The sequence below is a fragment of the Kitasatospora sp. NPDC056184 genome (assembly GCF_042268405.1).
GTDB lineage: Bacteria > Actinomycetota > Actinomycetes > Streptomycetales > Streptomycetaceae > Kitasatospora.
Window position 1 is genome coordinate 175,878 of the sequence record NZ_JBHJUI010000001.1, and the last position, 25,599, is coordinate 201,476.

The 25,599-nt window shown below is 75.7% G+C and carries 13 protein-coding genes and 1 pseudogene; 10 read left to right on the forward strand and 4 right to left on the reverse strand.

The window, feature by feature from the left end; all coding sequences use genetic code 11:
* Nucleotides 1-6: 6 nt before the first annotated feature.
* Nucleotides 7-5,643 (forward strand): annotated as a pseudogene (locus ACFC0B_RS00535) (type I polyketide synthase); the annotation flags it as partial.
* Between the two features lie 292 nt (nucleotides 5,644-5,935).
* Here the strand turns inward: ACFC0B_RS00535 and ACFC0B_RS00540 are convergent.
* Nucleotides 5,936-9,106 (reverse strand): AAA family ATPase, encoded by a 3,171-nt coding sequence (locus tag ACFC0B_RS00540; RefSeq protein ID WP_376080119.1) that lies wholly within the window; start codon nucleotides 9,104-9,106, stop codon nucleotides 5,936-5,938.
* Nucleotides 9,107-10,397: 1,291 nt separating this feature from the next.
* On the opposite strand from ACFC0B_RS00540, the gene ACFC0B_RS00545 reads away from it, so the two are divergent.
* Complete coding sequence (locus ACFC0B_RS00545) at nucleotides 10,398-12,191, forward strand: protein kinase (protein WP_376080121.1); 1,794 nt, start codon at nucleotides 10,398-10,400, stop codon at nucleotides 12,189-12,191.
* Between the two features lie 31 nt (nucleotides 12,192-12,222).
* Here the strand turns inward: ACFC0B_RS00545 and ACFC0B_RS00550 are convergent, their stop codons facing one another.
* Together ACFC0B_RS00550 and ACFC0B_RS00555 are read right to left on the reverse strand one after the other, a co-directional pair.
* On the reverse strand, nucleotides 12,223-13,278 hold the full coding sequence (locus ACFC0B_RS00550) for a trypsin-like serine peptidase (RefSeq protein ID WP_376080124.1): 1,056 nt from the start codon (nucleotides 13,276-13,278) through the stop codon (nucleotides 12,223-12,225).
* A gap of 342 nt (nucleotides 13,279-13,620) precedes the next feature.
* Nucleotides 13,621-13,773 carry a hypothetical protein gene (locus ACFC0B_RS00555; RefSeq protein ID WP_209413824.1) on the reverse strand — a complete coding sequence of 51 codons (153 nt, stop codon included), beginning with the start codon at nucleotides 13,771-13,773 and terminating at the stop codon, nucleotides 13,621-13,623.
* 331 nt (nucleotides 13,774-14,104) lie between these two features.
* Here ACFC0B_RS00555 and ACFC0B_RS00560 point away from each other — a divergent pair, with 331 nt between their 5' ends.
* The 3 genes from ACFC0B_RS00560 (at nucleotide 14,105) to ACFC0B_RS00570 (ending at nucleotide 15,862) form a co-directional block, all read left to right on the forward strand.
* Nucleotides 14,105-14,842 carry a DUF6159 family protein gene (locus ACFC0B_RS00560; RefSeq protein WP_376080127.1) on the forward strand — a complete coding sequence of 246 codons (738 nt, stop codon included), beginning with the start codon at nucleotides 14,105-14,107 and terminating at the stop codon, nucleotides 14,840-14,842.
* 170 nt (nucleotides 14,843-15,012) lie between these two features.
* Complete coding sequence (locus ACFC0B_RS00565) at nucleotides 15,013-15,405, forward strand: hypothetical protein (protein ID WP_376080130.1); 393 nt, start codon at nucleotides 15,013-15,015, stop codon at nucleotides 15,403-15,405.
* A 100-nt stretch (nucleotides 15,406-15,505) separates the two neighbouring features.
* A complete protein-coding gene (locus ACFC0B_RS00570) occupies nucleotides 15,506-15,862 on the forward strand; it encodes a hypothetical protein (protein ID WP_376080132.1) in 357 nt (118 codons plus the stop codon).
* Between the two features lie 102 nt (nucleotides 15,863-15,964).
* On the opposite strand, the gene ACFC0B_RS00575 is transcribed toward ACFC0B_RS00570, so the two are convergent.
* Complete coding sequence (locus ACFC0B_RS00575) at nucleotides 15,965-18,346, reverse strand: tetratricopeptide repeat protein (protein ID WP_376080134.1); 2,382 nt, start codon at nucleotides 18,344-18,346, stop codon at nucleotides 15,965-15,967.
* 172 nt (nucleotides 18,347-18,518) lie between these two features.
* Here ACFC0B_RS00575 and ACFC0B_RS00580 point away from each other — a divergent pair, with 172 nt between their 5' ends.
* The 5 genes from ACFC0B_RS00580 (at nucleotide 18,519) to ACFC0B_RS00600 (ending at nucleotide 25,564) form a co-directional block, all read left to right on the forward strand.
* On the forward strand, nucleotides 18,519-19,532 hold the full coding sequence (locus ACFC0B_RS00580) for a helix-turn-helix domain-containing protein (protein ID WP_376080137.1): 1,014 nt from the start codon (nucleotides 18,519-18,521) through the stop codon (nucleotides 19,530-19,532).
* Nucleotides 19,533-19,971: 439 nt separating this feature from the next.
* Nucleotides 19,972-20,370 carry a hypothetical protein gene (locus ACFC0B_RS00585; protein ID WP_376080139.1) on the forward strand — a complete coding sequence of 133 codons (399 nt, stop codon included), beginning with the start codon at nucleotides 19,972-19,974 and terminating at the stop codon, nucleotides 20,368-20,370.
* A gap of 459 nt (nucleotides 20,371-20,829) precedes the next feature.
* A complete protein-coding gene (locus tag ACFC0B_RS00590) occupies nucleotides 20,830-21,522 on the forward strand; it encodes a carbonic anhydrase (RefSeq protein ID WP_376080142.1) in 693 nt (230 codons plus the stop codon).
* A 210-nt stretch (nucleotides 21,523-21,732) separates the two neighbouring features.
* A complete protein-coding gene (locus tag ACFC0B_RS00595; RefSeq protein WP_376080145.1) occupies nucleotides 21,733-24,057 on the forward strand; it encodes a heavy metal translocating P-type ATPase in 2,325 nt (774 codons plus the stop codon).
* A 166-nt stretch (nucleotides 24,058-24,223) separates the two neighbouring features.
* Nucleotides 24,224-25,564: an SGNH/GDSL hydrolase family protein gene (locus ACFC0B_RS00600; RefSeq protein ID WP_376080148.1), complete on the forward strand. Its 1,341-nt coding sequence runs from the start codon at nucleotides 24,224-24,226 to the stop codon at nucleotides 25,562-25,564.
* Nucleotides 25,565-25,599 lie beyond the last annotated feature (35 nt).

The following is a 25,599-nucleotide window of genomic DNA, read 5'->3' on the forward strand; positions in this document are numbered from 1 at the left end:
CGTCTGGAAGAGGCGCTGCGGGCGTCCCTCAAGGAGGCCAAGCGCCTGCGCCGGCAGAACCAGCAGCTGGCCGCCGCGGCGGCCGAGCCGCTGGCGGTGGTCGGCGTCGGCTGCCGCTACCCGGGCGGTGTCGACGGTGCCGACGCGCTCTGGGAGCTGGTCTCCGAGGGGATCGACGCCGTCGGCGAGTTCCCCGCCGACCGGGGCTGGGACGTCGAGGGCATCTACCACCCCGACCCGGAACACGCCGGCACCACCTACGCGAAGTCCGGCGGGTTCGTGGAGGGCGCGGCGCGGTTCGACGCCGGGTTCTTCGGCATCTCCCCCCGGGAGGCGCTGGCGATGGACCCGCAGCAGCGGCTGTTCCTCCAGTGCTCCTGGGAGGCCCTGGAGGACGCGGGCATCGACCCGGTCGGCCTGCGCGGCAGTGCCACCGGGGTGTTCGCCGGGTGCAGCTTCTCCGACTACGGGGTGCGCGGCGCCGACGCGGCGGACGCCGCCGGGCACCTGCTGACCAGCACCGAACTCAGCGTGGTCTCCGGCCGGGTCTCCTACACCCTGGGGCTGGAGGGGCCGTCGATGACGGTGGACACGGCCTGCTCCTCCTCGCTGGTCGGCCTGCACCTGGCCGCGCAGGCGCTGCGCCGCGGCGAGTGCTCGCTGGTCCTGGTGGGCGGCGTGACGGTGATGGCCACACCCGAGGCGTTCATCGAGTTCTCCCGGCAGCGCGGCCTGGCCTCGGACGGGCGCTGCAAGTCGTACTCGGCGTCGGCCGACGGCGTCGGCTGGGCCGAGGGCGCCGGCGTCCTGGTGGTCGAGCGCCTGTCGGACGCGATCCGCAACGGGCGCCGGATCCTGGGCGTGGTGCGCGGGACGGCGGTCAACTCCGACGGCGCGTCCAGCGGCTTCACCGCGCCCAACGGCCCCTCGCAGCAGCGGGTGATCCGGGCCGCCCTCGCCGACGCGGGCCTGGCGGCGGCGGACGTGGACGCGGTGGACGGCCACGGCACCGGCACCCGGCTCGGCGACCCGATCGAGGCCCAGGCGCTGCTGGCCACCTACGGGCAGGAGCGGGCCGACGGCCGGCCGCTGTGGCTGGGGTCGGTCAAGTCGAACATGGGGCACGCCCAGGCCGCCGCCGGCGTCGCCGGGGTCGTCAAGATGATGATGGCGATGCGGCACGGCGTGCTGCCCCGGAGCCTGTACGGCGACGAGCCGTCCCCGCAGGTGGACTGGGAGGCCGGCCGGGTCGAGCTGCTGAAGGAGCCGGTGCCCTGGCCCGCCGGGGAGCGGGTGCGCCGGGCCGGCGTCTCCTCGTTCGGGATCAGCGGGACGAACGCGCACGTGATCCTGGAGGAGTTCCGCGCCGAGGAGCCCGCGCGGGAGGTCTCCGCCCCGGCGGGGCCGCTGCTCTGGCCGGTGTCGGCGCACAGCGCCGAGGCCCTGCCGGTGCAGGCGGCCCGGCTGCGGGACGCCCTCCTCGGGGCGGGCCCCGACCCGGTCGACGTCGGGTTCTCGCTCGCCACCTCCCGGGCCGCCCTGGAGCACCGCGCGGTGGTGCTCGGGGCCGGCACCGGCGAGCTGCTCGACGGTCTGGCCGCGCTCGCCGCGGGCCGTCCGTCGCCGTCCGTGCTGGGCGGCGTGGTACGGCCCGGCGCGGCCACCGCGTTCCTGTTCACCGGCCAGGGCGCGCAGCGGGCCGCGATGGGCGCCGGAGCGGCCGCGGCCTTCCCCGCGTTCGCGGCCGCGTTCGACGAGGTGTGCGCCGAACTGGACCGGCACCTGGACCGGCCGCTGCGCGCGGTGATCGGTACGGACGCCGAGGCCCTGAACCTGACCGGCTACGCCCAGGCCGCGCTGTTCGCCGTCGAGGTGGCGCTGTACCGCCTGGCGGAGTCCTGGGGGCTGCGCCCGGACTTCGTGGCCGGGCACTCGATCGGCGAGCTCGCGGCGGCGTACGCGGCCGGGGTGTGGTCGCTGGAGGACGCCTGCGCCCTGGTGGCGGCCCGCGGCCGGCTGATGCAGGCCCTGCCCGCCGGCGGCGCCATGGTCGCGATCGTCGCCACCGAGGACGAGGTCCGCGCCGCACTCCAGCCGGGCGTCGACATCGCCGCCGTCAACGGCCCCCGCGCGGTCGTCGTCTCCGGCGACGCCGACGCGGTGGCCGCCGTCGCCGCAGGCTTCGAGCGCACCAAGGCGCTGACCGTCTCGCACGCCTTCCACTCGGCCCTGATGGAGCCGATGCTCGACGAGTTCCGCCGCACGGCCAAGGGCCTGGAGTACCGCCCGGCCCGGATCCCGGTGGTGTCGAACCTGACCGGCGCCCTGGTCGCGGCCGGCGAGCTGCAGGACCCCGAGTACTGGGTGCGGCACGTCCGGGAGACGGTGCGGTTCGCCGACGGCATCGCGACCCTGCGCGACCAGGGGGTGACCCGCTTCGTCGAACTCGGCCCGGACGCCACGCTGACCGCCCTGGTCGGCCAGTGCCTCGACGCCGCCGAGGACGCAGCCCCGGATTCCGCCCGGGACGCCGCCGAGGACGTCCTGGCCGTCCCGCTGCTCCGCCGCAACCGGGGCGAGGAGACCACGCTCGCCACCGCCCTCGGCGCCCTGCACGCCCACGGGGCGCCGGTGGACTGGCACGCCTACTACGCGGGCAGCGGCGCCCGCCGGGTGGACCTGCCCCGCTACGGCTTCGAGCAGCGCGAGTACTGGCTCGGCCGCTCGCCCGGCGGCGCGGCGGCCACGGGCTCGGCGGGCGCCGGCCAGGGCGCGGCGGCCCATCCGCTGCTGGGCGCGGTCGTGGACCTGCCCGAGTCCGGCGGGGTCGTGCTGACCGGCCGGATCTCCCCGACCTCCCGGCCCTGGCTGGCCGACCACGCCGTCCACGGCACGGTCCTGCTGCCCGGCACCGGGTTCGTGGAACTCGCCGTCCGGGCCGGCGACGAGGTCGGCTGCCCGCTGCTGGAGGAGCTCACCCTGGAGGCCCCGCTGGTGCTGGACACCGCGGCGGGCACCGACCTGCGGGTCGCGGTGGGCGGCCCGGACGGGGCGGGCCGGCGCACCGTCGCGATCCACTCGCGCCCGGCCGCAACGGCCGCCCCCGAACCGGACTGGACCCGGCACGCGGTCGGCACCCTCGCCGCGGACGGCGCCGAGAGCGCCCCCGCGCCCCTGCCGGAGGCCTGGCCGCCGGCCGGGGCCACCGCCCTGGACCTCTCCGGCGTCTACCCGGCCCTCGCCGAGCAGGGGTACGCCTACGGCCCCGCCTTCCGCGGGCTCACCGCGGCCTGGACCGCGGGGGAGGAGATCCACGCCGAGGTCGCGCTGCCCGCCTCGGAGCAGGAGGAGGCCGGCGCCTTCGGCCTGCACCCGGCGCTGCTGGACTCGGTGATGCACGCGATCGGCTTCGCCGGGCCGCAGACCGACCGGGGCATGGTGCCGTTCTCCTGGTCGGGCGTGCGCCTGCACGCGGCGGGCGCCGCGGCGCTGCGGGTGCGGGTCTCGTTCAACGGCCCCGACGCGGCGGCGATCAGCGCGGTCGACCCGGACGGCCGGCCGGTCCTGAGCGTCGCCGAACTCGCCTTCCGCTCGATCCCGGCCCCCGGCGGCCCGGCGGCCGGCACCGGAGCGGACCGGCTGTTCCGCCTCGACTGGACTCCCGCGGCCGACCCCGGGCAGACCCCCGCTCCCGCCGCCCGCACCGTCCTGGGCGCCGACGGCCTCGGGCTCGGCGCGGCACTGGCGGCCGACGGGCACCCGGTCCTGGCGTACCCCGACTGGGACGCGCTGGCCGCGGCCGGCCCGCAGCCGGGCACCGGCGCGGCGGCACCGCTCGTCCTCCTGCCGTGCTGGGCGCCGCCGCAGGACCAGGACGCGCCCGCCGCCCGCGCCGCCGCGGACCGGATGCTCGCCCTGGTCCAGGGCTGGGCCGCCGACCCGCGGTTCGCCGACCACCGGATGGTCGTGGTGACCCGGGGCGCGGTCGCCGCCGGCCCCGGGGACACCGTCACGGACCTGGTGCACGCCCCTCTCTGGGGCCTGATCCGCACCGTCCAGCAGGAGTACCCCGGCCGCTTCGTCCTGCTGGACCTGGAGCCCGGCACCCCGTCGGACCCGGCGCCCGACGCCGTCCTGCCGCCCGCCGCGCTCGGCCTCGCCCTGAGCGGCGAACCGTGCCTCGCCGTGCGGGGCGGCGTGCTCACGGTCCCGCGGCTGGCCCGCACCCGGCCGGAACCGGCGGACCGACCCGGGCTCGACCCGGCGGGAACCGTGCTGGTCACCGGCGGCACCGGGGCCCTCGGCGCCGCGCTCGCCCGGCACCTGGTGACCGGCCACGGCGTCCGGCACCTGCTGCTGGCCGGCCGCCGCGGCCCGGACGCCCCCGGCGCGGCCGAGCTGGCCGCCGAACTGACCGCGCTGGGCGCCGAGGTGACGGTGGCCGCCTGCGACGCCGCCGACCGGGACGCGCTGGAGCGGCTGCTCGGCTCGATCCCCGCCGACCGGCCGCTCACCGGGCTGGTGCACGCGGCGGGCGTGGTCGACGACGGCGTGATCGGCTCGCTGAACCCGCAGCGGATGGCGGCGGTGCTGCGCCCGAAGATCGACGCGGCCTGGAACCTGCACGTCCTGACCGAGGGCCTCGACCTGGCGGTGTTCGCGCTGTTCTCCTCGGTCAGCGGCACCCTCGGTGCCGCCGGCCAGGGCAGCTACGCGGCGGCCAACGCCTTCCTCGACGCCCTGGCCGGCCGGCGCGCCGCCGACGGCCGGGTCGCGCACAGCCTGGCCTGGGGCCTGTGGGCCGACGAGGCGGCGGGCGGCGGCATGGGCGCCGGGCTGCGGGAGTCCGACCGGGTCAGGCTGGCCCGGGGCGGCGTGCGGGAGCTCTCGGTGGCCGAGGGGCTCGCCCTGTTCGACGCGGCGGTCCGCGGCGACGAGCCGGTCCTGCTGCCGGTCAACCTCGACCTCTCCGCACTCGCCGCCCAGGCCGCGGACGCCGGCGAGGTGCCGCACCTGCTGCGCGGCCTGCTGCGCGGACCCGCGCGCCCCCGGGCGGCGGCGGGGCCGGGTACGGGCGCCGAGGGCGCGGGCGCACCGGCCGCGGGCGGGGCCTGGGCCCGGATCGCCGAGCTGGCCGGGCGCGACCGGGCGGACGCGCTGGTCGAGCTGGTGCAGGCCGCCACCGCGGCGGTGCTCGGACACGACCGTCCCGAGGCCGTCGACCCGGACAAGGGCTTCCTCGAACTCGGCCTCGACTCGCTGACCGCGATCGAGCTGCGCAACCGGCTGGACGCCGTCACCGGCTGCCGGCTGCCCGCCACGGTCGTCTTCGACTACCCGGCGGTGTCCGCCCTGGCGGCCCGGCTCGGCGAGGAACTGCCCAGCGCCGGATCCGCGCTGGCCGACCACCTGGCCGCGATCCGGGCGCTGCTGGAGTCCGGAGCCCTGACGGACCCGGAGCGCTCCGAGGCCACGGCCGGGCTGCGCGCCCTGGCCGCTGCCGCCGCCGGTGCCCCGACCGGTGCCTCCGCCGCACCCGGGGCGCCGGGGACGGCCGCCGGCCCCGCGCCGGCCGAGGACCTCGACGCGATCACCGCCGAGGAGCTGTTCGGGATCCTCGACGACGAGCTCGAATCCTCGTGACCGGCCCGTCGGGACCGTCGGGACCGACCGGCCCCACCGGCCCGTCGGGCCCGACCGGTCCGCCCGGACGCGGCCGGCGCCGCTTCCGGCACCGGCCGGAGGCCGCGACCACCTGAGCGACGACCCGGGCCGACGAGCACCTGAGCCGACGACGCCCCGGACCGACGACGCCCCGGCCCGGCAGACGGAAAGATCCCGCCGAACCCGCTCCGACGGAGCGCGTTCGGCGGGATCTTTCGAGGGTCGCCCGGGTTTCCCCGGTCGCCCGCTCCCTCCCCGCGGGGGAGCGGACTCAGACCGTGAGCGAGGCCGGCAGGTCGCTCCGGCCCCGGATGCCCAGCTTCTTGTAGATCCTGGTGAGGTGCTGCTCGACCGTGCTCACCGTGATGAACAGGGCGTTGCTGATCTGACGGTTGGTCCGGCCGAGGACGGCCAGCCGGGCCACCCGCAGCTCGGCCTCGCTCAGCGCGGCCGAGTCGGCCGGCTCGCTCTCCGGCTCCACCGCGATGTCGGAGAGCAGGGCCGAGGCCCGCAGCCGGCGCCGGGTGTCGTCGAGGTCGACGACGGGCACCCCGGCCGGCTGCAGGAACTGCGGCCCGGGCAGGCCCAGCAGCTTCAGCGCCCGCGCCAGTTCGAGCCGGTCCCCGCCGGCGGTGAGGCACTCCACCGCCTGGCTCGCGGGCTCCTGGTGCTCCTCGCCGGCCCCGGCCTGGGCCAGGACGAGCAGGGCCGCGCCGCGCGAGCCGGCATCGGAGTCGGAGGAGAGTTCGAGTTGCTGCCGGGCCAGCCGCAGGGCCAGCGAGGTGTCACCCATCTTCAGGTGCGCCTCGGCCAGATCGCTGCGCCACGGCACCAGCATCGGCAGGTCCAGGTCCCGGCGGAGCATCATCCGGCGGCAGTCGTGGATGTCGGTGATCGCCGCCAGCGGCCGTTCGGCGGCCAGGTGGTACCGCCCCCGGGCCCGCAGGTAGCGCAGGCCGTAGACGGTGTTGAAGGCGGCGTCCGGCACCGGATGGCGCAGCGTCTTCTCCACCTTGTCGAAGTCCCCGGTCGCGGTGTGCGCGCTCAGCAGGGTGGTCAGCGGGTAGCTGACCGGCACCCCCCAGCTCTGCATCCGCAGGGAGGACTCCGCGAGCGCGATCGCGGTGGGGATGTCCCCGCGCCGCAGGCTGATCCCGGACCAGACGCCGTCGATCATCGCCTGCCAGGTCACCGCGCCGTGCGCGACCGCCTTGCTGCTCAGCACGGCGCACCACTGCTCGGCCAGTTCGGCCTTGCCGCCGTAGTCCAGCGCGGTGATCGCGGTGAGCAGGGCTTCGAAGGTGAGGTCGGACAGCCGGCAGTTCCGCAGGATCTGGTTGGCGCTGGTGTTGGCCAGGCCGCCGTGCGCCCAGATGCCGGCCAGGGTGCGGGCGGTGCCGATCCACGGGTCGAGGTCGGCCAGCTCGGTGTCCTCGGCCAGCTGCGACCGGGACGGGCCGAAGTACCACTGGTGGGCGAGCATCAGCACCGCCTCGGACTGCGGATCGAGCGCCTCCGGGCCGCTCCGCAGACACTCCAGGGCCTGCTTGAACCCGGCCTCGTCGCCGTTCCACAGCGCCATCCGGGCCAGCATCGCCAACTCGGTCTGACCGGTGCCGGAACGGCCCGCCGACGCCGTCCCGCCGCCGGGCGGAGCGGTGCCGGCGGGGCCGCGGCCGCCGGTCGAGGAGGCGCGGGTCGCGTGCTCGGCGGACTCCTCCCGGGAGGTCTGGCGCAGGGCCGCGAGGTAGGACTGGGTGATCAGCGGATTGACCCGGAAGGTGCCGTTGGCGAGCCGGCTGAGCACCTCGCGGCGCTGCTCGCGGCCGGGTGCCAGGTCCAGCGCGAGCTTGAGGCAGCGCTGGGAGAGGTCCAGCTCGTCGCCGAGCATCGCGTGGTCGGCCGCCGCGCACAGGACCGGGAACGCCCAGTCGCCGGGCGTGGCGGCCGAGGCCACCAGGTGCCGGGCGATCTCGCCGACCGGCGCCGCCTGGCGGTACTTCAGTTCGGCGGCCCGGACGTGCAGGTCGGAGAGGACCTCCGGGGACAGGCAGCCGAGGGCGGCCGAGGCGGCCGCCGGGTGGCGGAACGCCCCCTCGGCGAGCAGGCCGGCCCCGGCCAGGGCGTCGAGGACCTCGACCGCGGAGTCGATCTCGATCCCGGCGAGTTCGGCCACCGTGTCCGGGGAGCCGTAGCCGTCGAGCACGGCCAGCGCGCCCGCCACCCTCGGCAGGAGCGGATCGCGTCGGCTGAGCACCGCCGACACGGCGTACGCGTAGCCGGCGCCCGGTAGCCGGCAGGGGTCCCCGTCGAGGTCGGTGCAGTCGTCGATCAGGGCCTCGACGAGGAGCGGATTGCCCCCGCTGAGGTCCAGGATCAGCGCGGGCAGGTCGGCACACGGGTGGCCGGGGACGGCGTCGACCGCCTCGACCAGGGCCTCGGCCGCTTCGAGGACGGGATCCTCGTCCGGGCCGGCGCCCACCAGGGAGAGCGCGCCCGCCCAGGGTTCGGCGGGGACGGCGCTCAGCGGACCGAGCACGGCACCGGCCGCGGTCGCGGCACCGCCGAGGGTCACGTGCACCCAGTCGCGGACCGAGGACTCGCTCAACGGGGTGAGCCGGATGTGGTGCTGGGGGAGCAGGCCGGCCCTGGCCCACTGCGTCCGGGGCTCGCCGGCCGACCGGTCGGGCTGGGTCAGGACCATCAGCAGCCTGGTCGACTGGATCCGCCGCTGCAGTTGCAGGAGGATCTGGAACGAGAGCCGGTCGACGAAGTGCAGGTCGTCGATGAGGAGGACCATCGGGTGCTCCTCGGCCAGCTCCAGGAGGATCTGGCGGAGCCCCTGGACCACCGCGGTGTCGTCGATCGCGGTGCGCATCGCGGTCTGCCAGTCCTCGAGTTGCCGCTTGTCGGCCGGGCCGCGGATCGCGGTCACCCGCCGCGCAACCTCGGCCGAGAGTCTCAGGGAGGCCAGTAACTGGTCGATCACGCCGAAGTCGTGCTGCTCGTCGGCGGCCCCCGTGGCGTACAGCGTCAACGCGCCCGCCTGGGTCGCGGCATGGCCGAAGTCGTGCATCAACTGGGTCTTGCCGCTGGCGATCCCACCGCTGACCAGGATCACCTGCCCCGGCCCCGAGGTGATCCTGGGCATCACTCCCCGGAGGAAGCCCAGGGCCTCCTCCGGCTCCAACGACCACGCGGCCCGCCGACCGGCGGAACCGGGGCCGAGGTACCGCGTGCGCTTCCGTGGAGGTCCGACATACTCATCCGTGTTGATCGAAAACATGATCCTACTCGCTGAGTTCAGAGAATGTCTGCCAATGGGCCCCCGTGCGTTCCTCCGACCGACTCCCGAGCCGGGTCGTTCGTCTGTTACCCGCGACCTCGTCCCCCGCTGCCATCGCCGGTACCCCCTTCCCGTTGCGTTCCGCCCTCTGGGCATACCTGAACCTGAACCTGCAACTGTATTGAACTGCCCTACTGCGTAAGACGCTTGTCAACGAAGGGCGGGATGCACCGGCCGCCCGTGCCGCGCCCTGGCCGTGCACCGGTGCGCTCCCGGTGCGATGCGGACCGCGGACCGTCCGACTGTCGCGGACCGGGCCGCCTCAGGGGCGCCGGCCCCTCCGGATACAGGATTCGGGCTCCGCCGTGCCGGTCCGCCGCTCACCGCGCGATCGCCCGGAACACTCCCGCGCCCACGGCGCCCGGCCGCGGTCCAGCTGCGGCCGTCGCCGCCGCGCCTGCTCCTCGGACGTGCGCCGACCCGTTGCCATGTAGCTCATACCACTGGCCTACCCGAAACGTTCACACACTGCCAGCCCCCCGCTGCAGTCGGTTATTCAGGATGAGTGATATCCTACAGTCTGTAACCGTCATTTTTGGCTACTGGCACGATTGTCCGTGTGTCAGGTAGCGGACAGGGCTTGGGCGATCGTGTGTTCTCCGGCGCCCCGCCGTCACCGAGGACCGCGCCCGGCGCGCTCTCCACGGCTTCGACCCGACCACCCCGGGGGTGGCGAGGCGTCGCAAACTCCGGCTCGTCGATGGACGGCGAAGTCGCCCGGATCATCGTGTACCCCCGGCGGCGTCTGGGCTCCGGAGCAAGAGAATGCTGCATGTGCCGACGCGGGGCAGGGGGGATAACACCCCTGCGGGGGTAGACAAAACCCCACCATCCGAAAAGTGGGCCGTTCATGACCCCGGGTCGGCCGAAGTCGGAATATGTCGCCCCGGTGGTCTTGCTGACATCAAGTCAACACTCATTGAACACCCGGGACCCGGCGTCCGGCTACCCGGCGTCGATGCCCATACTCTGCCCCAAGGGGAGGGGTCCCGCGCCCAAGAGGGCACCAACTTCCTCCGGTGCGGCCCCGATGCCGCGCGCGACCGGTACCGCCGAAGTCGGAGCGCCGCCCTATTCGGAACCCAACTCATCGGTATGGATGGGGAGTTCTTGAATTCGACGGTGTTCCGGTCGGTGATCGGAGCCCGGCTTTCCGGTGCGGGCCTGTCGGGTCCGATCCGGAACCGGTCCGTGCCGCTCGTCCGGCACGGCCCCGGAGTCGCCGGCCGTCCTGTGCCCGGGACAGGTGCCGGCCGGTCGCTTCGTGATCGGCGGGCGGTCATTCCGTGATCGCGATCTTGTTCCACGGGTGGTCCCGGACCGATAGCGTCTGCTCGGGACGTGTGAGGCGGGGAAGGCCGCGCCGGGTGTCGAGGGGAGCGTGGGCATGCAGCCGCTGGCAGCGGACGATCCGCGGCAGGTGGGCGAGTACCGGTTGCTGCGGCAGCTCGGGGCGGGCGGAATGGGCCGGGTCTACCTGGGCCGGACGGCGGGCGGGCGGACCGTCGCGGTCAAGGTGGTCCGCGGCGACCTCGCCGGGGACGCCGAGTTCCGGGCCCGGTTCCGGCAGGAAGTGGCGGCCGCCCGGCTGGTCGGCGGCACCTGGACGGCGCCGGTCCTGGACGCGGACACCGAGGGCGGCCACCCCTGGGTGGCGACCGGCTACGTCGCCGGGCCCGCGCTCACGGAGGCCGTGCGGGAGTTCGGGCCCCTGCCCGAGCCGGCCGTCCGCGCCCTCGGCGTCGGCCTCTCCGAGGCCCTCGCCCAGGTGCACGGCCTCGGGCTGGTGCACCGGGACGTCAAGCCGTCGAACGTGCTGCTGACCCTCGACGGGCCGCGGCTGATCGACTTCGGCATCGCCCGCGCACTGGACTCCGCCACCGCGCTCACCCAGTCCGGCCAGGTGTTCGGCTCGCCGGGCTTCATGTCGCCGGAGCAGGCGAACGGGCTGCCCGCCGGGCCGGCCAGCGACGTCTTCTCGCTCGGCGCCGTGATCGCCTACGCGGCGACGGGCCGGATGCCGTTCGGCGCCGGGGTGAGCGCGCCCGTCCTGCTCTACCGGGTGCTGCACGAGGAGCCCGACCTCTCCGGGTTGGCCGGCCCGCTGTCCGCCCTCGTCCGTGACTGCCTGGCCAAGGACCCGTCCGCCCGCCCGACGCCCGGACGGCTCCGGGAGCGGCTGGACGGCGACGGCACGGCCGCCGCCCGGTTGGGGCAGGGGGACTGGCTGCCGGCGGCGCTGGCGGCGGCGGTCGGGCGCAGCGCGGTGCAACTGCTGGACCTGGAGGGGGATCGGGGGACCGGGGCGGCCGCGCCGGCTCCGGACCCGGCGGCCGGGACACGGCCGCACACCGGGGGCCAGACGGTCGCCGAGGCGGCGAGGGCGGCCCGGGCGGCCGAGGCGACGGGCGGCAGGGCGCCCGGCTTCGGGCCGCCGCCCCCGCCGGCCTTCGGCCCGTCGAGCCTGCTCCCGGCCCCCACCCCGGCCCCGACGCGGTCGGTGCCGGTCACGGTGCCGGGCTACGGGCCGCCCCCGGAACAGCCGCGCGGCCGCCGGGGGTACGGCGCCCTGGCGGCCGTCCTGGCGGCCGGCCTGCTGCTGGGCGGCGGCTACCTGCTGTACGAGCGGGAACGGGACGACGACCGGCAGACCGAGGCGTCGAACCCCGGCCCCGGGGCGACCGCCCCGGCCCCGAAGAGCTCCGGTCCGAAGAGCCCGGCGCCGAAGAACTCCGGTCCGAAGAGCCCCGATCCCACCGACGACGCCTCCGACCCGGCCGAGGAGAGCCCCGAGCCCGACGCGTCCCCCACGGCCCCGGGGCCCGGCAGCGTCCCCGCGAAGTACCTCGGGATCTGGGTCGGCGAGCGCACGGCCGCCAACGGGGACGTCTCCACCGTCACCCTCACCATCGTCCAGTCGGCCCCGAGCGAGGAGAAGAGCCGGATCCTCGCCGAGACGAAGAACACCGGCACCTGGTGCGCGGGCGCGTGGACGCTCACCGAGGCCGACGAGAGCAAGGCCTCCTTCGCCTCCCGGGCGACCGGCTCCTCGCCCGGCGCGGACTGCATGGCCGACCGCTCGCCCTACCGCCTGATCACGATGCAGCCGGACGGCACGCTCCGCTACGCCACGGACCTGCTCAAGCCGGACCAGTACCTGGTGCTGCGGAAGAAGAGCTGAGACGGCGGACGGAGACTCCGGGGCAGGAAGGTCAGACCGGGCGGGTGCGGGCCCAGTCGTAGAGGCGGCGGGCGCTGTCGCCGAGGCGGGTGGCGTAGAGGGTGCCGGGCGGGCCGCCCGCGAGTTCCTCGTCGGTGGTGGTGACGCCGACGACGGTGCCGGTGCCGGTGCGGGGGTCGAAGCGGGTGAAGTGGGGGCCGCCGCTCGCGCCGTGGGACATGTCGCAGGACTCGCCCCACAGGAGGGGCACCGCGGTGCCGGGGCGGGCCGGGCCGGCGCAGTGGATCATGCGGGAGCCGGTGTACTTGCCGGCGGGGTCGTTGAGGCGGTCCTTGGGATAGCCGAAGGCGTGGACGAACTCGCCCTCGACCGGGCGGGTGAACGCGATCTGCTGGCTGCCGGTGACGTCCGCGACCCGGCGGCCGTCGGCGGAACGGTTCACCACGAGGATCCCGGCGTCGTGGCCGGCCGCGGCGACCTGGTCGGAGGTCGTGCCGCCCGGATCGGCGTCCCACTGGGAGGAGGTGGCCATGCTCCGGACGCTGAAGCCGCCGAGCGGCTTGGTGCCGTTGCGGTAGCCGGGCACGAAGTACAGGTTGTGGCGCCAGGTGTCGTCGGCGGCGGGGGCCCCGACGCCCCGCAGGCAGTGGGCGGCCGTGATGACGGTGCTGCGGTTGGTGGCGGCGACGACCGTCGCGGTGCAACTGCCGTCGTAGCCGTCGGAGAAGGTGAAGAACAGCCGGCCCACGCTCCGGTTCACCGCCCCGCCGTGGGTCCAGACGGCCCCGGCGTCCGGGGTGTCCGCGGGCAGCGGTCGAGGGTCCTCGGGCGTGTGGTCGTCCTCGGGCACGGGCGTGATCTCGGGGATCAGGGCGCCCGCCAGCCGCATCCGGTCCGGCGTCCAGTAGGCGTCGATCCGGTCGCGCTCCTCGGCGGTCGTGGCGCCGGAGTGGGTGGTGAGGGAGTGCGTGGCGAGGGAGTCGCGTTCCGCGGCGAGGGCGGTGCCCGGCAGCGCCGCCGCCGTGGTCGCGGTCAGGAGGAGGGCCGCCACGGCGGCGAGCCCGTGGGGGCGCGGTGTCTTCGGCATGTGCCGCACGGTAGGCGTGGGACGTCAGGGTCCCGTGTGGACCGGGTTTCATCCCTTCATCGAAGGGATCAGGGTCCGGTAACGACGTCGCGACCGCGTATCGGTGGCGGGCCCGCCGTACCGAACCGCGGCACCGTGCCGCCAACGGTCCCTACGTGACACGGCGTTCGCCCAGGCGCTCCGGGCCTGCGGACGGCTCCGGGCCGGAGCGGGTCAACGCCTACCGCCTGCCGCACTGCCCCGGGGCGGCTGAACGCCGACGACCTGCCGCCCGTCGGGCCGCAGGTCGGAAACGCGACAGCCGGCCGTCACGCTTCGGGTGACGGCCGGCTGGGGTGGTGCTCATCCGCCGAGACGGGCGAGGAGCAGGCGTGCCCGCCGGGTCTTGGCTTCGGCGCGGTTCTTCAGGTACAGCGCGTGCGCGAGGCGGTGCTGCTCGGCCTCCCGCATCCGCTCGTCGATGATGGCGCGCGCGGTGTCGAGGTGGTAGTTCATGGCGGTCGTTCCCCCTGTCGTCGGGTGGCCTGCCGCTGCCTTCAGCATCGGCCCCAAGACCTCCCTTACGCCTATGATTCTACACCAAAATTCGAGCGATGGCCGCCAATCCGCAGTCACTGCGGGTTGTTCGCCTGTTGTTTGAAGGCCTGTCGGTTGGTGAGCACAGGGTGTGCCGGGCGTGGCCACCCGTGGCTGCCGGGAGAACGCGCAGGTGGCAGCCACCCGGTCCGTCGTTCCGTACCGTGTGGCCGAGGTCCCGCTCCGGTTGATAGGCATGGCGCTGAACTCCGGTGCGGGGACCGGCCGACTCCCGAGGGTGGGGCACATGATGAGGAGCAAGCCCGTCAGGGCGTCCGTACGCGTGGTGTGGGAGCACAAGCGTCTGCTGCTCCTGCCCGGCGGGGCCTGGGTGGTGCAGGCGGCGGTGGTAGCGGCGCTGGTCGCGGTCGGATCCGCGCTCTGGTCGGGGGATCGCGCCGGCGCGGTGGACGTCGCGCTCGTCGTCGTCGGGGTTCTCCTGGTGACCCTGGTCGGGACGTACGCCAACGCCGCCCTGATCCTCGCGGCGGACCAGGCGTTGCAGGGGCGGCCCGTCAGGATCGGCCGCAGCTGTGCCGCGGCTGCCGGGCGGCTGCCGGTGATCGCCCTGTGGGCCCTGGTGGGTGTGGTGGCGGTGTCGCTCGGGGCGCTGCTGGACCGGGTGCCGCTGGTCGGGCCGCTGCTGGAGCGGCTGTTCGGGATCGGGTGGGCCGTGGTGACGTACCTGGCGCTGCCCGCGATGATGATCGACGGTCTCGGAGTGCGTGACGCGATGCGCCGTGCGCGGCGGATCGGCCGCGGCAGCGGCGGGCGGATCGTCCGGGGCTCGATCTGGACCTCGCTGCCTGTCCTGGTGGCGATCGCGCCGGTGCTCACGCTCCTCGTCCTGGGGCTGAGCTCCGACGACCACCTGACGGCCGGCCTCGCGGTGGTGTGCGCCGGCCTGCTGGCAGCCGCTTCGGCCACGGTCGGTACGGGTCTGGCCGGGGTGTTCAGGACGCGCCTGTACCGGGAGGCCGAGGGGTGATCACCGCTGGACCCGGAGACGGCGTCCAGCACTGTCCGGAGGTCGTCCGGGAACGTCCGGGACCGTCCGGGATGCCGCTCGACCCGTTGTTCCCCGCTCCGCCGGCTGCTGAGGTTCGAGGTGCTCCCGGTGCCAATCCCGGGACGGAATCGATTCCTTGGAGGGGAACCATGCGATTCACCAGGACCGGCAAGCGTGTCGCCGCCGCCGCGATCGCCACGGTGGCGATGGGCGTGATGGGGATCGGGACCGCGTCGGCGGCCGAGACCGCCCAGACCGCCGAGGGCCAGTTCGTGTTCGGCACCGGCGGCTGCGTGGCGGTGGAGGACGTCCAGCTCATGAGCGACCACCACGACTGGATGCGGGTCATCCCGACCTCGAACCCCGGCCACTGTCTGTTCGGGGTCTTCGACCGGAACGCCTGGAAGTGGCTGGGCCCCGCCGGCGCGACCCCCAGCAGCAACCCGTCCCAGTGGTGGTACGACGGGCCGGGCCAGAGCCTGGAGGCCTGTCTGATCGACACGGCCAACAACAACACCTGGGCCTGCGGCCCGATCAACTGACCGAGGCGCGCCGAGTGAGGTGGGAGCGGGCCACCGCGGCTCCGCTTTCACCCCGCTCGGCCGCAGCCGCGGAACGACCGCACGACAGGGGAGGAGCACGATGCGCATCACCACGACCGCCGGACGCGCGGCGGCCGTCGCCCTCGCGGCTGCCGCGTTCGGCCTGGGTGCCACGACCTCGGCGCAGGCCGCGTGGCCGGGAGGCGACACGACCATCACCAACGGCGGCTGCTCGGTCCGCGCGACCTACGCGTACGGCCTCGTCACCGCCCAGGTGACCGCCACCGACGACAGCTGTACGTTCTTCGTCCACGACGCGGCCGGATCGGCCTGGTTCGCGGCCCCGACCACCACCGGGAACCTCCAGTGGCAGGTCCTCATGGGCGCGGACCGCAAGCTGATCGGCTGCCTCCGGAGCGGCGCTACGTTCCAGGTGGTGTGCGCCCCGTTGGTCTGAGCCCGGCTCGTCCGCGCACGGTCCCGGGCCGCCGGAGTACGCGGAGTACGGGGGACTCCGGCGGCCCGGGGCGGAGGCGGCCGCCCCGGGAGGCCGCCCGGGTCACTCCGGCAGGGAGTCGAGCAGGGCCCGGGCTTCCGCCGCCTCCGGGATGCCCAGCGAGGTGTGGATCTCGACCGCCTGTTCGGCGTGCCTCCGAGCGGCCCCGGGCTCTCCCAGGCGACGGTGGGTGCGCGCCAGCCCGACGTGGATGCGGCCGAGGTTGTACCGCTCACCGGTGTGCGGCAGGTACTCGATCGCGGCCCGGTAGTGCCCGAGCGCGCTCGCCGGAGCGTCCAGGGCCAGCAGGGCGTCGCCGAGCAGGGTGTGCGACTCGGCCTGGCCGAAGGTGTCACCGAGGTCCCGGTGCAGCTCCAGGGCCTCCTGGTACAGGTCGAGGGCCTCCGGATGGCACCCCAGCCTCTGCTGGTGCTCGCCCAACTGGTTGAGCGCGATGGCCTGGCCGAGGCGGTTGCCGCCGCGCCGGTGGAACTCCAGCGCCTCACGGTGCCGCTCCAGGGCCTCCGGCAGCCGGCCGAGCCTGGTCAGCGCGGGTCCCAGGTTGGTCAGGGCGATCGCCTCGACCGCCGGTTCGGGGATCTCCCGGCTGAGCCGCAGCGCCCGCCGCAGGTGGTCGAGGGCCTCCTCCAGGCGCCCCGTCCGGGTCAGGGTGAGGCCCAGGTTGGCCAGGACATGGGCCTCGCCGCCGAGGTCGCCGGTGCTCCGCCGGATCTCCAGGGCCCGGTGGAGGAGGTCGAGCGCCTGCGGGAAGTTGCCGAGCTGGTACTGGACCAGCCCGAGATGCCGCAGCGCGGCCGCCTCGCCGGCCGGACTGCCGAGCTGCCGGGTGGCCCGCAGGGCGCGGGCACCCAGCCCGAGCGCCTCGTGGGCGGGCAGGTGGCGCTTGAGGTGGCGCCAGAGGATCGCCGGCAGGTCCGCCGCGTACTCCGGCAGGTCGGCGTCGGCGGCGTGGCGGGTGACGGCCAGCAGGTTGGCGTGCTCCCGGGCCAGCCACTCCGTCGCGTCCGCCCCGTCGGAGAACACCAGGGGAGTGCCGCCGGGCGGCGTGGGCGGCTGCGGCCGGTGGTGCCGTTCCAGCGGGGCCAGCAGGTCCATCGCCGAGGCGGCGGTGTGGCGGTAGTGGTCGAACAGCCGGATGAGCGCGGCGCGCGGGAGGGGAGTGGGCGCGTCCCGGGCGAGCAGTTCGCCGGCGAAGGTGCGCAGCAGGTCGTGGAAGGTGTACCGGAACGCCGTGTGCTCGATCAGCAGGTGGTGCTGGTGCAGCGCCTCCAGGAGCTCCTCGGCCCCGTCCAGCGGCGCGTCGACCAGGGCGGCGAGGGCGTGCGGCGTGAGGTCCTCGCCGGGATGCAGCGCGGCCAGCCGGAACGCGCGCCGCTGCGCCGCGGTGAGGGAGTGGTACGACTCCACGAAGGCCGCGGCGACGCTCTGGTCCTGGTTGGAGAGTTCGGTCAATAACCGCTGCGGGCGCCGGATCCGCTGCAGCAGCTCGACCGGCGTCCAGGCGGGATGGTGCGCCAGCCGGGCGGCGGCGATCCGCAGCGCCAGCGGCAGCCGTCCGCACCGCGCGACGATCTCGTCCACGGTGGCGGCGTGGCCCAGGACCCGGTCCGGGCCGGCGACCCGGGTGAACAGCTCCACGGCCTCGTCGTGGCTCAGCACGTCCAGCGGCACGCCGACCGCCCCGTCCAGCGCGGGCATGCGCCGCCGGGACGTCACCAGCACCAGGCAGCGCGGGCCGCCGGGGATCAGCGGGCGGACCTGCTCGGCGTCGACGGCGTTGTCCAGCACCACCAGGTACCGCTTGCCCGCCGCCCGGCTGCGCCACAGCTGGGCGCGCTCCTCGGTGCGCGACGGCAGCGCGCTCTCGCTGACACCGACCGCCCGGAGCAGACCCGCCAGCGCCGTGCCCGGTTCGAGCGGCCGCTGGCCCGGGGTGAAACCGCGCAGGTCGACGAAGAGCTGCCCGTCGGGGAACCGGCCGGCGAGGGAGTGCGCGACGTGGACGGCCAGGGCGGTCTTGCCGACACCGGCCATGCCGTCGATGGCCGAGATCACCAGCGGGCGGGCCCGGGCACCGCCCGCTCCGACGGCCAGGGCGAGCAGCCGGTCCACCTCGCCGCGCCGTCCGGTGAAGTCCGGGACGGCGTACGGCAGCAGCCGGGGCACCACCTGGTCGACCGGCTCCCTGGCGGGCAGTGGCTCCGGTTCCCCGCGCGCCGCGGAGAGCAGCCGGTCGCGGTCGGCCGGTTCCAGCCCCAGGGCCGCGGCCAGCCGCGCCACCGACGACAGCCGGGGCCGCCGCCGTCCCGATTCCAGCACGCTGATCGCGTGCGCCGAGATGCCCGACCGTTCCGCCAGCTTCTCCTGCGTCCACCCGGTCGCGTACCGGTACTGGCGCAGCAGCGTTCCGAAGTCCCCCAGCAACGCGTCCCCCGTCGGTGGCCCCAGGCCTGCGGCCCTGACGGGCCCCTGACAACAGGTCATCATAGAACGCCAAGCGAACGCCATGGAGTGGTCAGGCGGTGTTGGCCAGGATGGTCCCCGGCGCACGCGCCGCGGCGATCGGCCGATCGAACCGATCACTCCAGGGGGGAAGATGACCGAGCGAGACCTGGGCAGGGACCCGGGCCGGTTACCGGAGCGGGCTCCGGCGACCATGCCCGGTCCGGACGGGGCGACCACACCGCAGGAGTTCGTGTGCCGGCTCCGGGCGGTCAAGGCGTGGTCCGGCAATCCGTCGCTGCGCGAACTCGAGCGCCGCACCGGCCTTCCGCGCAGCACCCTCTCGGGGGACATGAGCCCCCGGCGGAGCCGCCTCCCGCCCCTGGAGCGGGTGCTGGCGCTCGCCGCCGCCTGCGGCGTGCCCGCCGAGGAGCTCGCGCGCTGGCGGTCCGCCTGGCAGCGCATCCAGGTGCGGGAGCAGTCGGCCGAACCGCCGTCGCCGACGCCGCCCGCGCCCGCCGCTGTCGAGCCACCGGTGCCCGAGGCGGCACCGCAGGCGCCGCCGGCACCGCGGCCACCGCGGGAACCGGAGCGGACGGGGCGCCGACGATCCGCCCGTCGGCGCCCCGTGCGGCCCGTGCGGCCCGTGCGGCCCGTCCTGTCGGCCGGCGGTCTGCTCGCCGCCCTGCTGGCCCTGCTCCTGACCGCCGCCCCGGTCACCGGCGACGGGCCTCCCTTCCCGGTCGGTGCCCAACTGCCGGGCCCGTGCGGCTTCCTCGGCCGGATCAGCGACAGCGTGGCCGCCGCCCCGCTCGACGCTGCCGCCACCACCGGTGAGTCGCTGCCGGTCAAGAGCCCGGTCGCCAAGGGCGACACGCTGATCGTCACCCTGGTCCTCGCCGGAGCCGGAACCGGCCCCATCACCGTGCGGGACACCGCAGGCAACCGCTACCGTCCCATCCGCGACGAGACCACCGGCGGCACCCGGCTGGCCGTCTTCGCCCTGTTCGACGCCCGGCCCCTGGACGCCCTGGACCAGATCACCTTCCTCTGGCCCCGCTCGAAGCACGACTACACCGCCGTCGACGAGTTCCGGAACACCCGCCCCGCCGACCCGGCGAGCGTCCCCGAGCCACCCCTCGGCTCGGGGAGCGCGAAGCCGTGCTAGAGCGGCGGAAGGAGTCCGCGTGTCACGGCGAAGGCGGAGGCGGCTGCGACGAGCAGGGCGTTGACACGGCCGATCACCCGGTCGATGCGCGCCGGGTCGTTGGCCGCGATGGCCTCCTCAAGGTCGTCCGCGTGGCCTCGGGCGGCGAGGGCCGAGGTCGCGGGACGGCCGGTGGTGGCCGGCCGGCCGGCTGCCGCACCGCACCACGACCCGGCCGAGGCCCTCGCCGGGCTCCTCGACGGCTGAACCGCCGGGGCCGTGCCGCGGCAGTACCGTCCGGGGCCCGCGTTAGCCCGGCCAGGCAGCGGTGTTCCTCCACCCGAGTCGCCGGGCTCCCGCCCGGGGGAGGGGTTGGGTGGTGCGGGTACGGATCGGGCCGGTGTGGAGGAACAGCCCCCGCCGAGGAACACCCCAGACCCCTGAACCCCAGGAGGCCGACATGGCCCGTACGAAGCCCCTAGTCCTGACCGCCCTCGCCCTCTTCGGCGTCCTGGCCGCGAGCACCGCCGCCGCCGCCGACGACCGGCCCGCCGACAAGCCCGCCTCCGTCAAACCGACCTTCAACGCCCCCCACGACCAGGCCGCCGACCCCTCGCTGCTGGCCGCGCACGACCAGGTCGTCGGCGACTGGGTCGACGTGGCCCCGGGTGACAACGGAATCGCCTACGTGGCCTGTCCGTCCGGCGAGGTACCCACCGGCGGTGGCGGCCAGACCAGCGCCTTCCGGATCTTCTTCACCGACTCCTACCCGAGCGGCGGCTCCTGGGTCGTGCGCGGCACCAACACCGGCAGCTCGACCGAGTCCATCCGGGCGACCGCGGTCTGCACCACCCCCTGACCCGGGGCCGAACGCCCCCGGCCCCAGCCGGTCCGAGCCGCTCCGAGCCGCCCGGCCGGGGTGCCGGGGGACTTTAGCCGAGGTTCTGAGGGCGGGCCGGCGGAGTGAGTGACGGGCGGCCGGTACCGGTCAGGTCGTGAGGACGCCCAGCAGCAGTGACCCACGGTGGAGCAGGAAGTCGGCGGGGCCGACTTCCTGCTCCACTCGGTTTAGCGGGCGCCCCCGGTTCGGAGGCCCGTGCCCGCCACCGGCCCGCGAGGCTGCCGACCGGCACGGGCAGGTTCACCCGAACGAGTGGGAGTGGCGCACGGAAGGGCTCCGGGGCCCCGGGCGGACCATCAGCGCGTCCGCCCCGCAGGTGCGCTCGCCGGAGCTCCTCGGCGGGCAGCGGCCCGGCGGAGCCGGAGTATCGTGATGCGGCGTCACCTGTGCCGTTCCCCGGGGAAAGTAGGGCGGCTGATGAACCGGCGTACCGCGCTTCGAGCGGGAGCCCTCAGCGCGGCCGCGCTCGCGCTGCCCGCTCCCGCCCGGGCGGCCGGAGCGGTCCCGAGGCCGGCGGGCACGCCCGAGTCGGCGCTGGCCAGGCTCCGGGCGGGCAACGAGCGGTGGTCGGCCGACCGGGCCGCGCACCCGGACGCGGGCGCCGCCCGCCGCGCCGAGCTGGCCGCCGGCCAGGAGCCGTTCGCGGTGGTGTTCTCCTGCATCGACTCCCGCGTGCCGCCCGAGCTGGTCTTCGACCAGGGCCTGGGCGACCTCATGGTGATCCGCACCGCCGCCCACACCCACGATCCGCTGGTGGCCGGCAGCCTGGAGTACGGGCCCGCCGAACTCGCCACCCCGCTCCTGGTAGTCCTCGGGCACCAGCGCTGCGGAGCGGTGACCGCCGCCGTCGAGTGCTTCCGCGACGGCCGGCGACTGCCCGGCCACCTGGCCGACCTCGCCCGGGACCTGCGGCGCCCCTACGACGAGGCCCTGCGCCTCGGCACGGCACCCGGCGACCTGGTCGAGGCCACCGTCCACGCCCAGACCCGGCAGACCGTGACCGCGCTGCGCAACGACCGCCTGCTGCGGCCGATGGTCGCGGCGGGACGGCTCCAGGTGGTCGGCGGGTACTACCGCCTGGACTCCGGCCGGGTCGTCTTCTTCGACTGACGGTGATGGTGTTCGTGGTGGTGCTGCCGCTGGACGACCGGGGCGCCCCCGCGGCTCCAGGACACGGCTGCGCACCGGGCGGCGGCGTACTCCGGACGGGGCACCCGGAGCCGCTGACGGGCCGTCGCGGAGGCTGACCACCGGCGCGGACCCTAGGCTCCGGCCAGCGGACGATCATCCGGTGGTGCGACACCCGACGGGGCGGCAGCGATGGCGACGACCTTGCACACGGCACTGCGGGACCGGGCGGATCTGCTGGCGTTCGGGGCCGCGCTCGCCGGACTCGCGGCCGGCGGCATCGCCTGGTGGACGGGCTCGCCCGACGCGGCGCGCTGGATCTGGGGCGCGGTGACGGTCCTCGGGATCTGCTGCGCGACGCTCTGGGTGGTGCGGGCGCTGCGCCGTCGTGAACTGGACGCCGACGTGATCGCGCTGCTGGCACTCGTCGGCGCGCTGGTGGTCGGCGAGCAGCTGGCGGGTGCGCTGATCGCGGTGATGCTGACCACCGGCAGCGCGCTGGAGGGTCTGGCGGAGGGCCGGGCCCGGCGCGACCTGGAGACCTTGCTGGCCAGGGCCCCGAAGACCGCCCGGCGGCGTACGGGCGGGCAGGTCGAGACGGTGCCCGCCGAGCGGGTGCGCCCCGGCGACGTGCTGGTGGTGGGCACGGGGGAGGTGCTGCCGGTGGACGGCGCGGTGGGCGCGGGCGGGGCGGTGCTGGACGAGTCCGCGCTGACCGGGGAACCGCTGCCGGTGGAGTACTGGGAGGGCGACGCCGTGCGCTCCGGTGTGGTCAACGCCGGGTCCGCGTTCGACCTGCGGGCCACGTCGACGGCCGCGGACGGCGCCTACGCGGGCGTGCTGCGGCTGGTGGAGGACGCCGCGTCCGACAAGGCCCCGGCGGTGCGGGTGGCCAACCGGGTGGCGGGCTGGTTCCTCCCGTTGACCCTCGCGGTGTGCGGGCTCGCCTGGCTGCTGTCGGGCGAACTGTCGCGCGCGGTGGCGGTGCTGGTGGTGGCGACGCCGTGCCCGCTGATCCTGGCGGTGCCGATCGCGATGGTGTCCGCGCTGTCGCTGACGGCCCGGCGCGGCGTGGTGGTGAAGGGCAGCGGCGCGCTGGAGTCGCTGGCCGCCGTGCGGACGCTGATCGTCGACAAGACCGGCACCCTCACCGCGGGGCGGCCGGCGCTCAGCGCGGTGGTCACCGCCGGGGCCGTGCCCGCCGACGAGGTGCTGCGGCTGGCGGCCTCGCTCGACCAGGTCTCCGCGCACGTGCTGGCGGCCGCGGTGGTGCGCGCCGCGCACGAGCGGAGGCTGCCGCTGAGCGCGCCGACCGATGCCGAGGAGGTCACCGGGCAGGGCATGCGCGGTCGGGTCGACGGCCGCGAGGTGCACCTCGGCAAGGCGGCCTTCGCGGGGGAGCGGGGCGACGCGCCGTGGGCGGTCGCGGCGCGGCGCCGTTCCGACGCGGACGGGGCGCTGACGGTGTTCGTCGGCGTGGACGGCCGGGCCGCCGGAGTGCTGCTGTTCGACGACCCGGTCCGCCCCGACGCCGCCCGCACCGTCCGCGAGCTGCGGCGCGGCGGGATCGACCGGGTGGTGATGGCGACCGGCGACCGTCGGCCGGTGGCGGAGGCGGTGGCCGCGGCGGCCGGGCTGGACGAGGTGTTCGCGGAGTGCAGCCCCGGCGACAAGGCCGACCTGGTCCGCTCGGAACGGGCCTCCGCCCCCACCGGCATGGTCGGCGACGGGGTGAACGACGCCCCGGCCCTGGCCCTCGCCGACGTCGGCGTCGCGATCGGCACCGGCGGCGCGACCGCCTCCTCCGAGGCCGCCGATGTGGTCCTCACCGTCGACCGCCTCGACCGCCTCGCGGAGGCGATGACGGTGGCCCGCCGCGCCAAGCGGATCGCCGGGCAGAGCGCCGTCGGCGGCATGGCGCTGTCCGGGGTCGCGATGGCCTTCGCCGCGCTCGGCCACCTGCCCGCCGCCTGGGGCGCGCTGCTCCAGGAGGGCATCGACCTGCTGGCCATCCTGAACGCCCTGCGAGTCCTGCGGGTGGGCGCCTCGACCGTCGAACTCGACGACCGCACCCAGGAGTTGGCGCGCCGGTTCGCCGCCGAGCACGTCATGGTGCGCGGCGTCCTCGACCGGCTGAAGGCCGCCGCCGACGGCCTCGGCACGGATCCCGGGCCCGCCGAACTCGACCGCGCCCGGAAGATCCACACCGAGCTGGTGGAGGAGATCCTCCCGCACGAGCAGGCCGAGGAGGACCTCCTCTACCCCGCGATCGCCTCCGCCATCGGCGGCATCGACCCGACCGGCCCGATGAGCCGCGCCCACGTCGAGATCCGCGCCCAGAGCGACCGCCTCGGCCACCTCCTCGACCGCGGCACCCCCGGTGCCGCCGACCTCGCCGAACTGCGGCTGGTGATGTACGGGCTGTACGCCGTGCTGCGGCTGCACACCTTGCAGGAGGAGGAGAGCTACCTGTCGCTGGCCGACACCGCCCCGGCCGACACGGCCCCGGCCGGCTGAACACCCCGACCGAGGGCCCGTCCGCAGCGGCTGCGCGCGACCCGGTCGAGTGCGCCGAGGTCGGGCCGGGGGGACGCGGGCGGCCCGAAGTCGGCGGCGGCCGTGGGCTGTTCCCCTCCGGGCGTCACGGGGTAGGTTCCGTGGATTCGGTCGTGGAGGAGCTCTCGTGCGTGCGTGGAACCCGCCTGTCGCCGGAAGCCTCCGGGGTCCGGTCGTCGCGGTCGTCGCCGCGGTGGCGTCCCTGGTCGTCGCGCTCGCCGGCGTCCTCGCCTCCCCGGCCTCCGCCGCTTCCTCCTCCACCGTCTCCTCCGTTGGGGAGCGGGCGGGAGGTGCGGGCACCTGGACCGGCGCCTGGGGCTCCGGGCTCGTCCGCCCCACCGCACCCCAGCCGTGGTCCTGGCCCAACTGGGCCTGGGAGGGGTTCGCCGACCAGAGCCTGCGCCAGGTCGTCCGCAGCGGCGCCGAAGGCTCCCAGCTGCGGGTCAGGCTCTCCAACCAGTACGGGCACGGGCCGCTGCGCCTGACCCGGGCGACCGTCGCCAGGGCGGCCGAGGGCGCGTCGGCGCTCCCCGGCACCGTCCGGGAACTGCGGTTCTCCGGCCGCGCCGAAGCCGTCGTCCCGACCGGGGAGGACCTGCTCTCGGACGCCCTGCGGCTCCCCGTCCGGCCGCTGGAGCGGCTCGCGGTCACGCTCTACTTCGCCGGCGCGACCGGCCCCGTCGGCTTCCACGAGGACGGCCTCGCCACCGCCTACCGCGCCGCCGGCGACCGCACGCAGGACACCGCCGGCGACGCGTTCGGCGGCGCGACCAGCGAGTCCCACTACCTGCTCGCGGGGGTCGAGGTGCGCGGGGCGCGCACCGAGGGCGGCGTCGTCGCCTTCGGGGACTCCCTCACCGACGGCTGGGGCTCCACCCCCGGCACCGACCGCCGCTACCCCGACCGGCTCGCCGAACGGCTCCTCGCCGACGGCCGACGGCTCGCCGTCGTGAACGCCGGGATCAGCGGGAACCAGCTCCTCACCGACTCGCCCTGCTACGGGGACCGCGCCCTGGACCGCTTCCGCCGCGACGTCCTCGACCGCCCCGGGGTCCGGACCGCCGTCGTGCTGATCGGCATCAACGACATCGGCGCCAGCGGCCTGCCCGACTGGGGCTGCGGGAGCACCCTCGCCGTCACGGCCGGGCAGGTCATCGAGGGCCACCGGGCCCTGATCCGGGCCGCGCACCGGCGCGGCGTCACGGTGATCGGCGCCACCCTCACCCCGTTCCGGGGCTACGCCGCCTACCACTCCCCGCAGAAGGAGCGGGTCCGCGACGCCGTGAACCGCTGGATCCGGACCTCCGGGGCCTACGACGCGGTCGCCGACCTCGACCGCGTCCTGGCCGACCCCCGCCCCGGCCACCGAACCGAGTTGGCCCCCGCCTACGACTCCGGCGACGGCCTCCACCCCAACGACGCGGGGACGGCCGCGATGGCCGAGGCCGTCGCCGACCTCGTCCCGTAGGGCGTCGGACCGTCCGGGGCCGGCTGCGGCAGCCG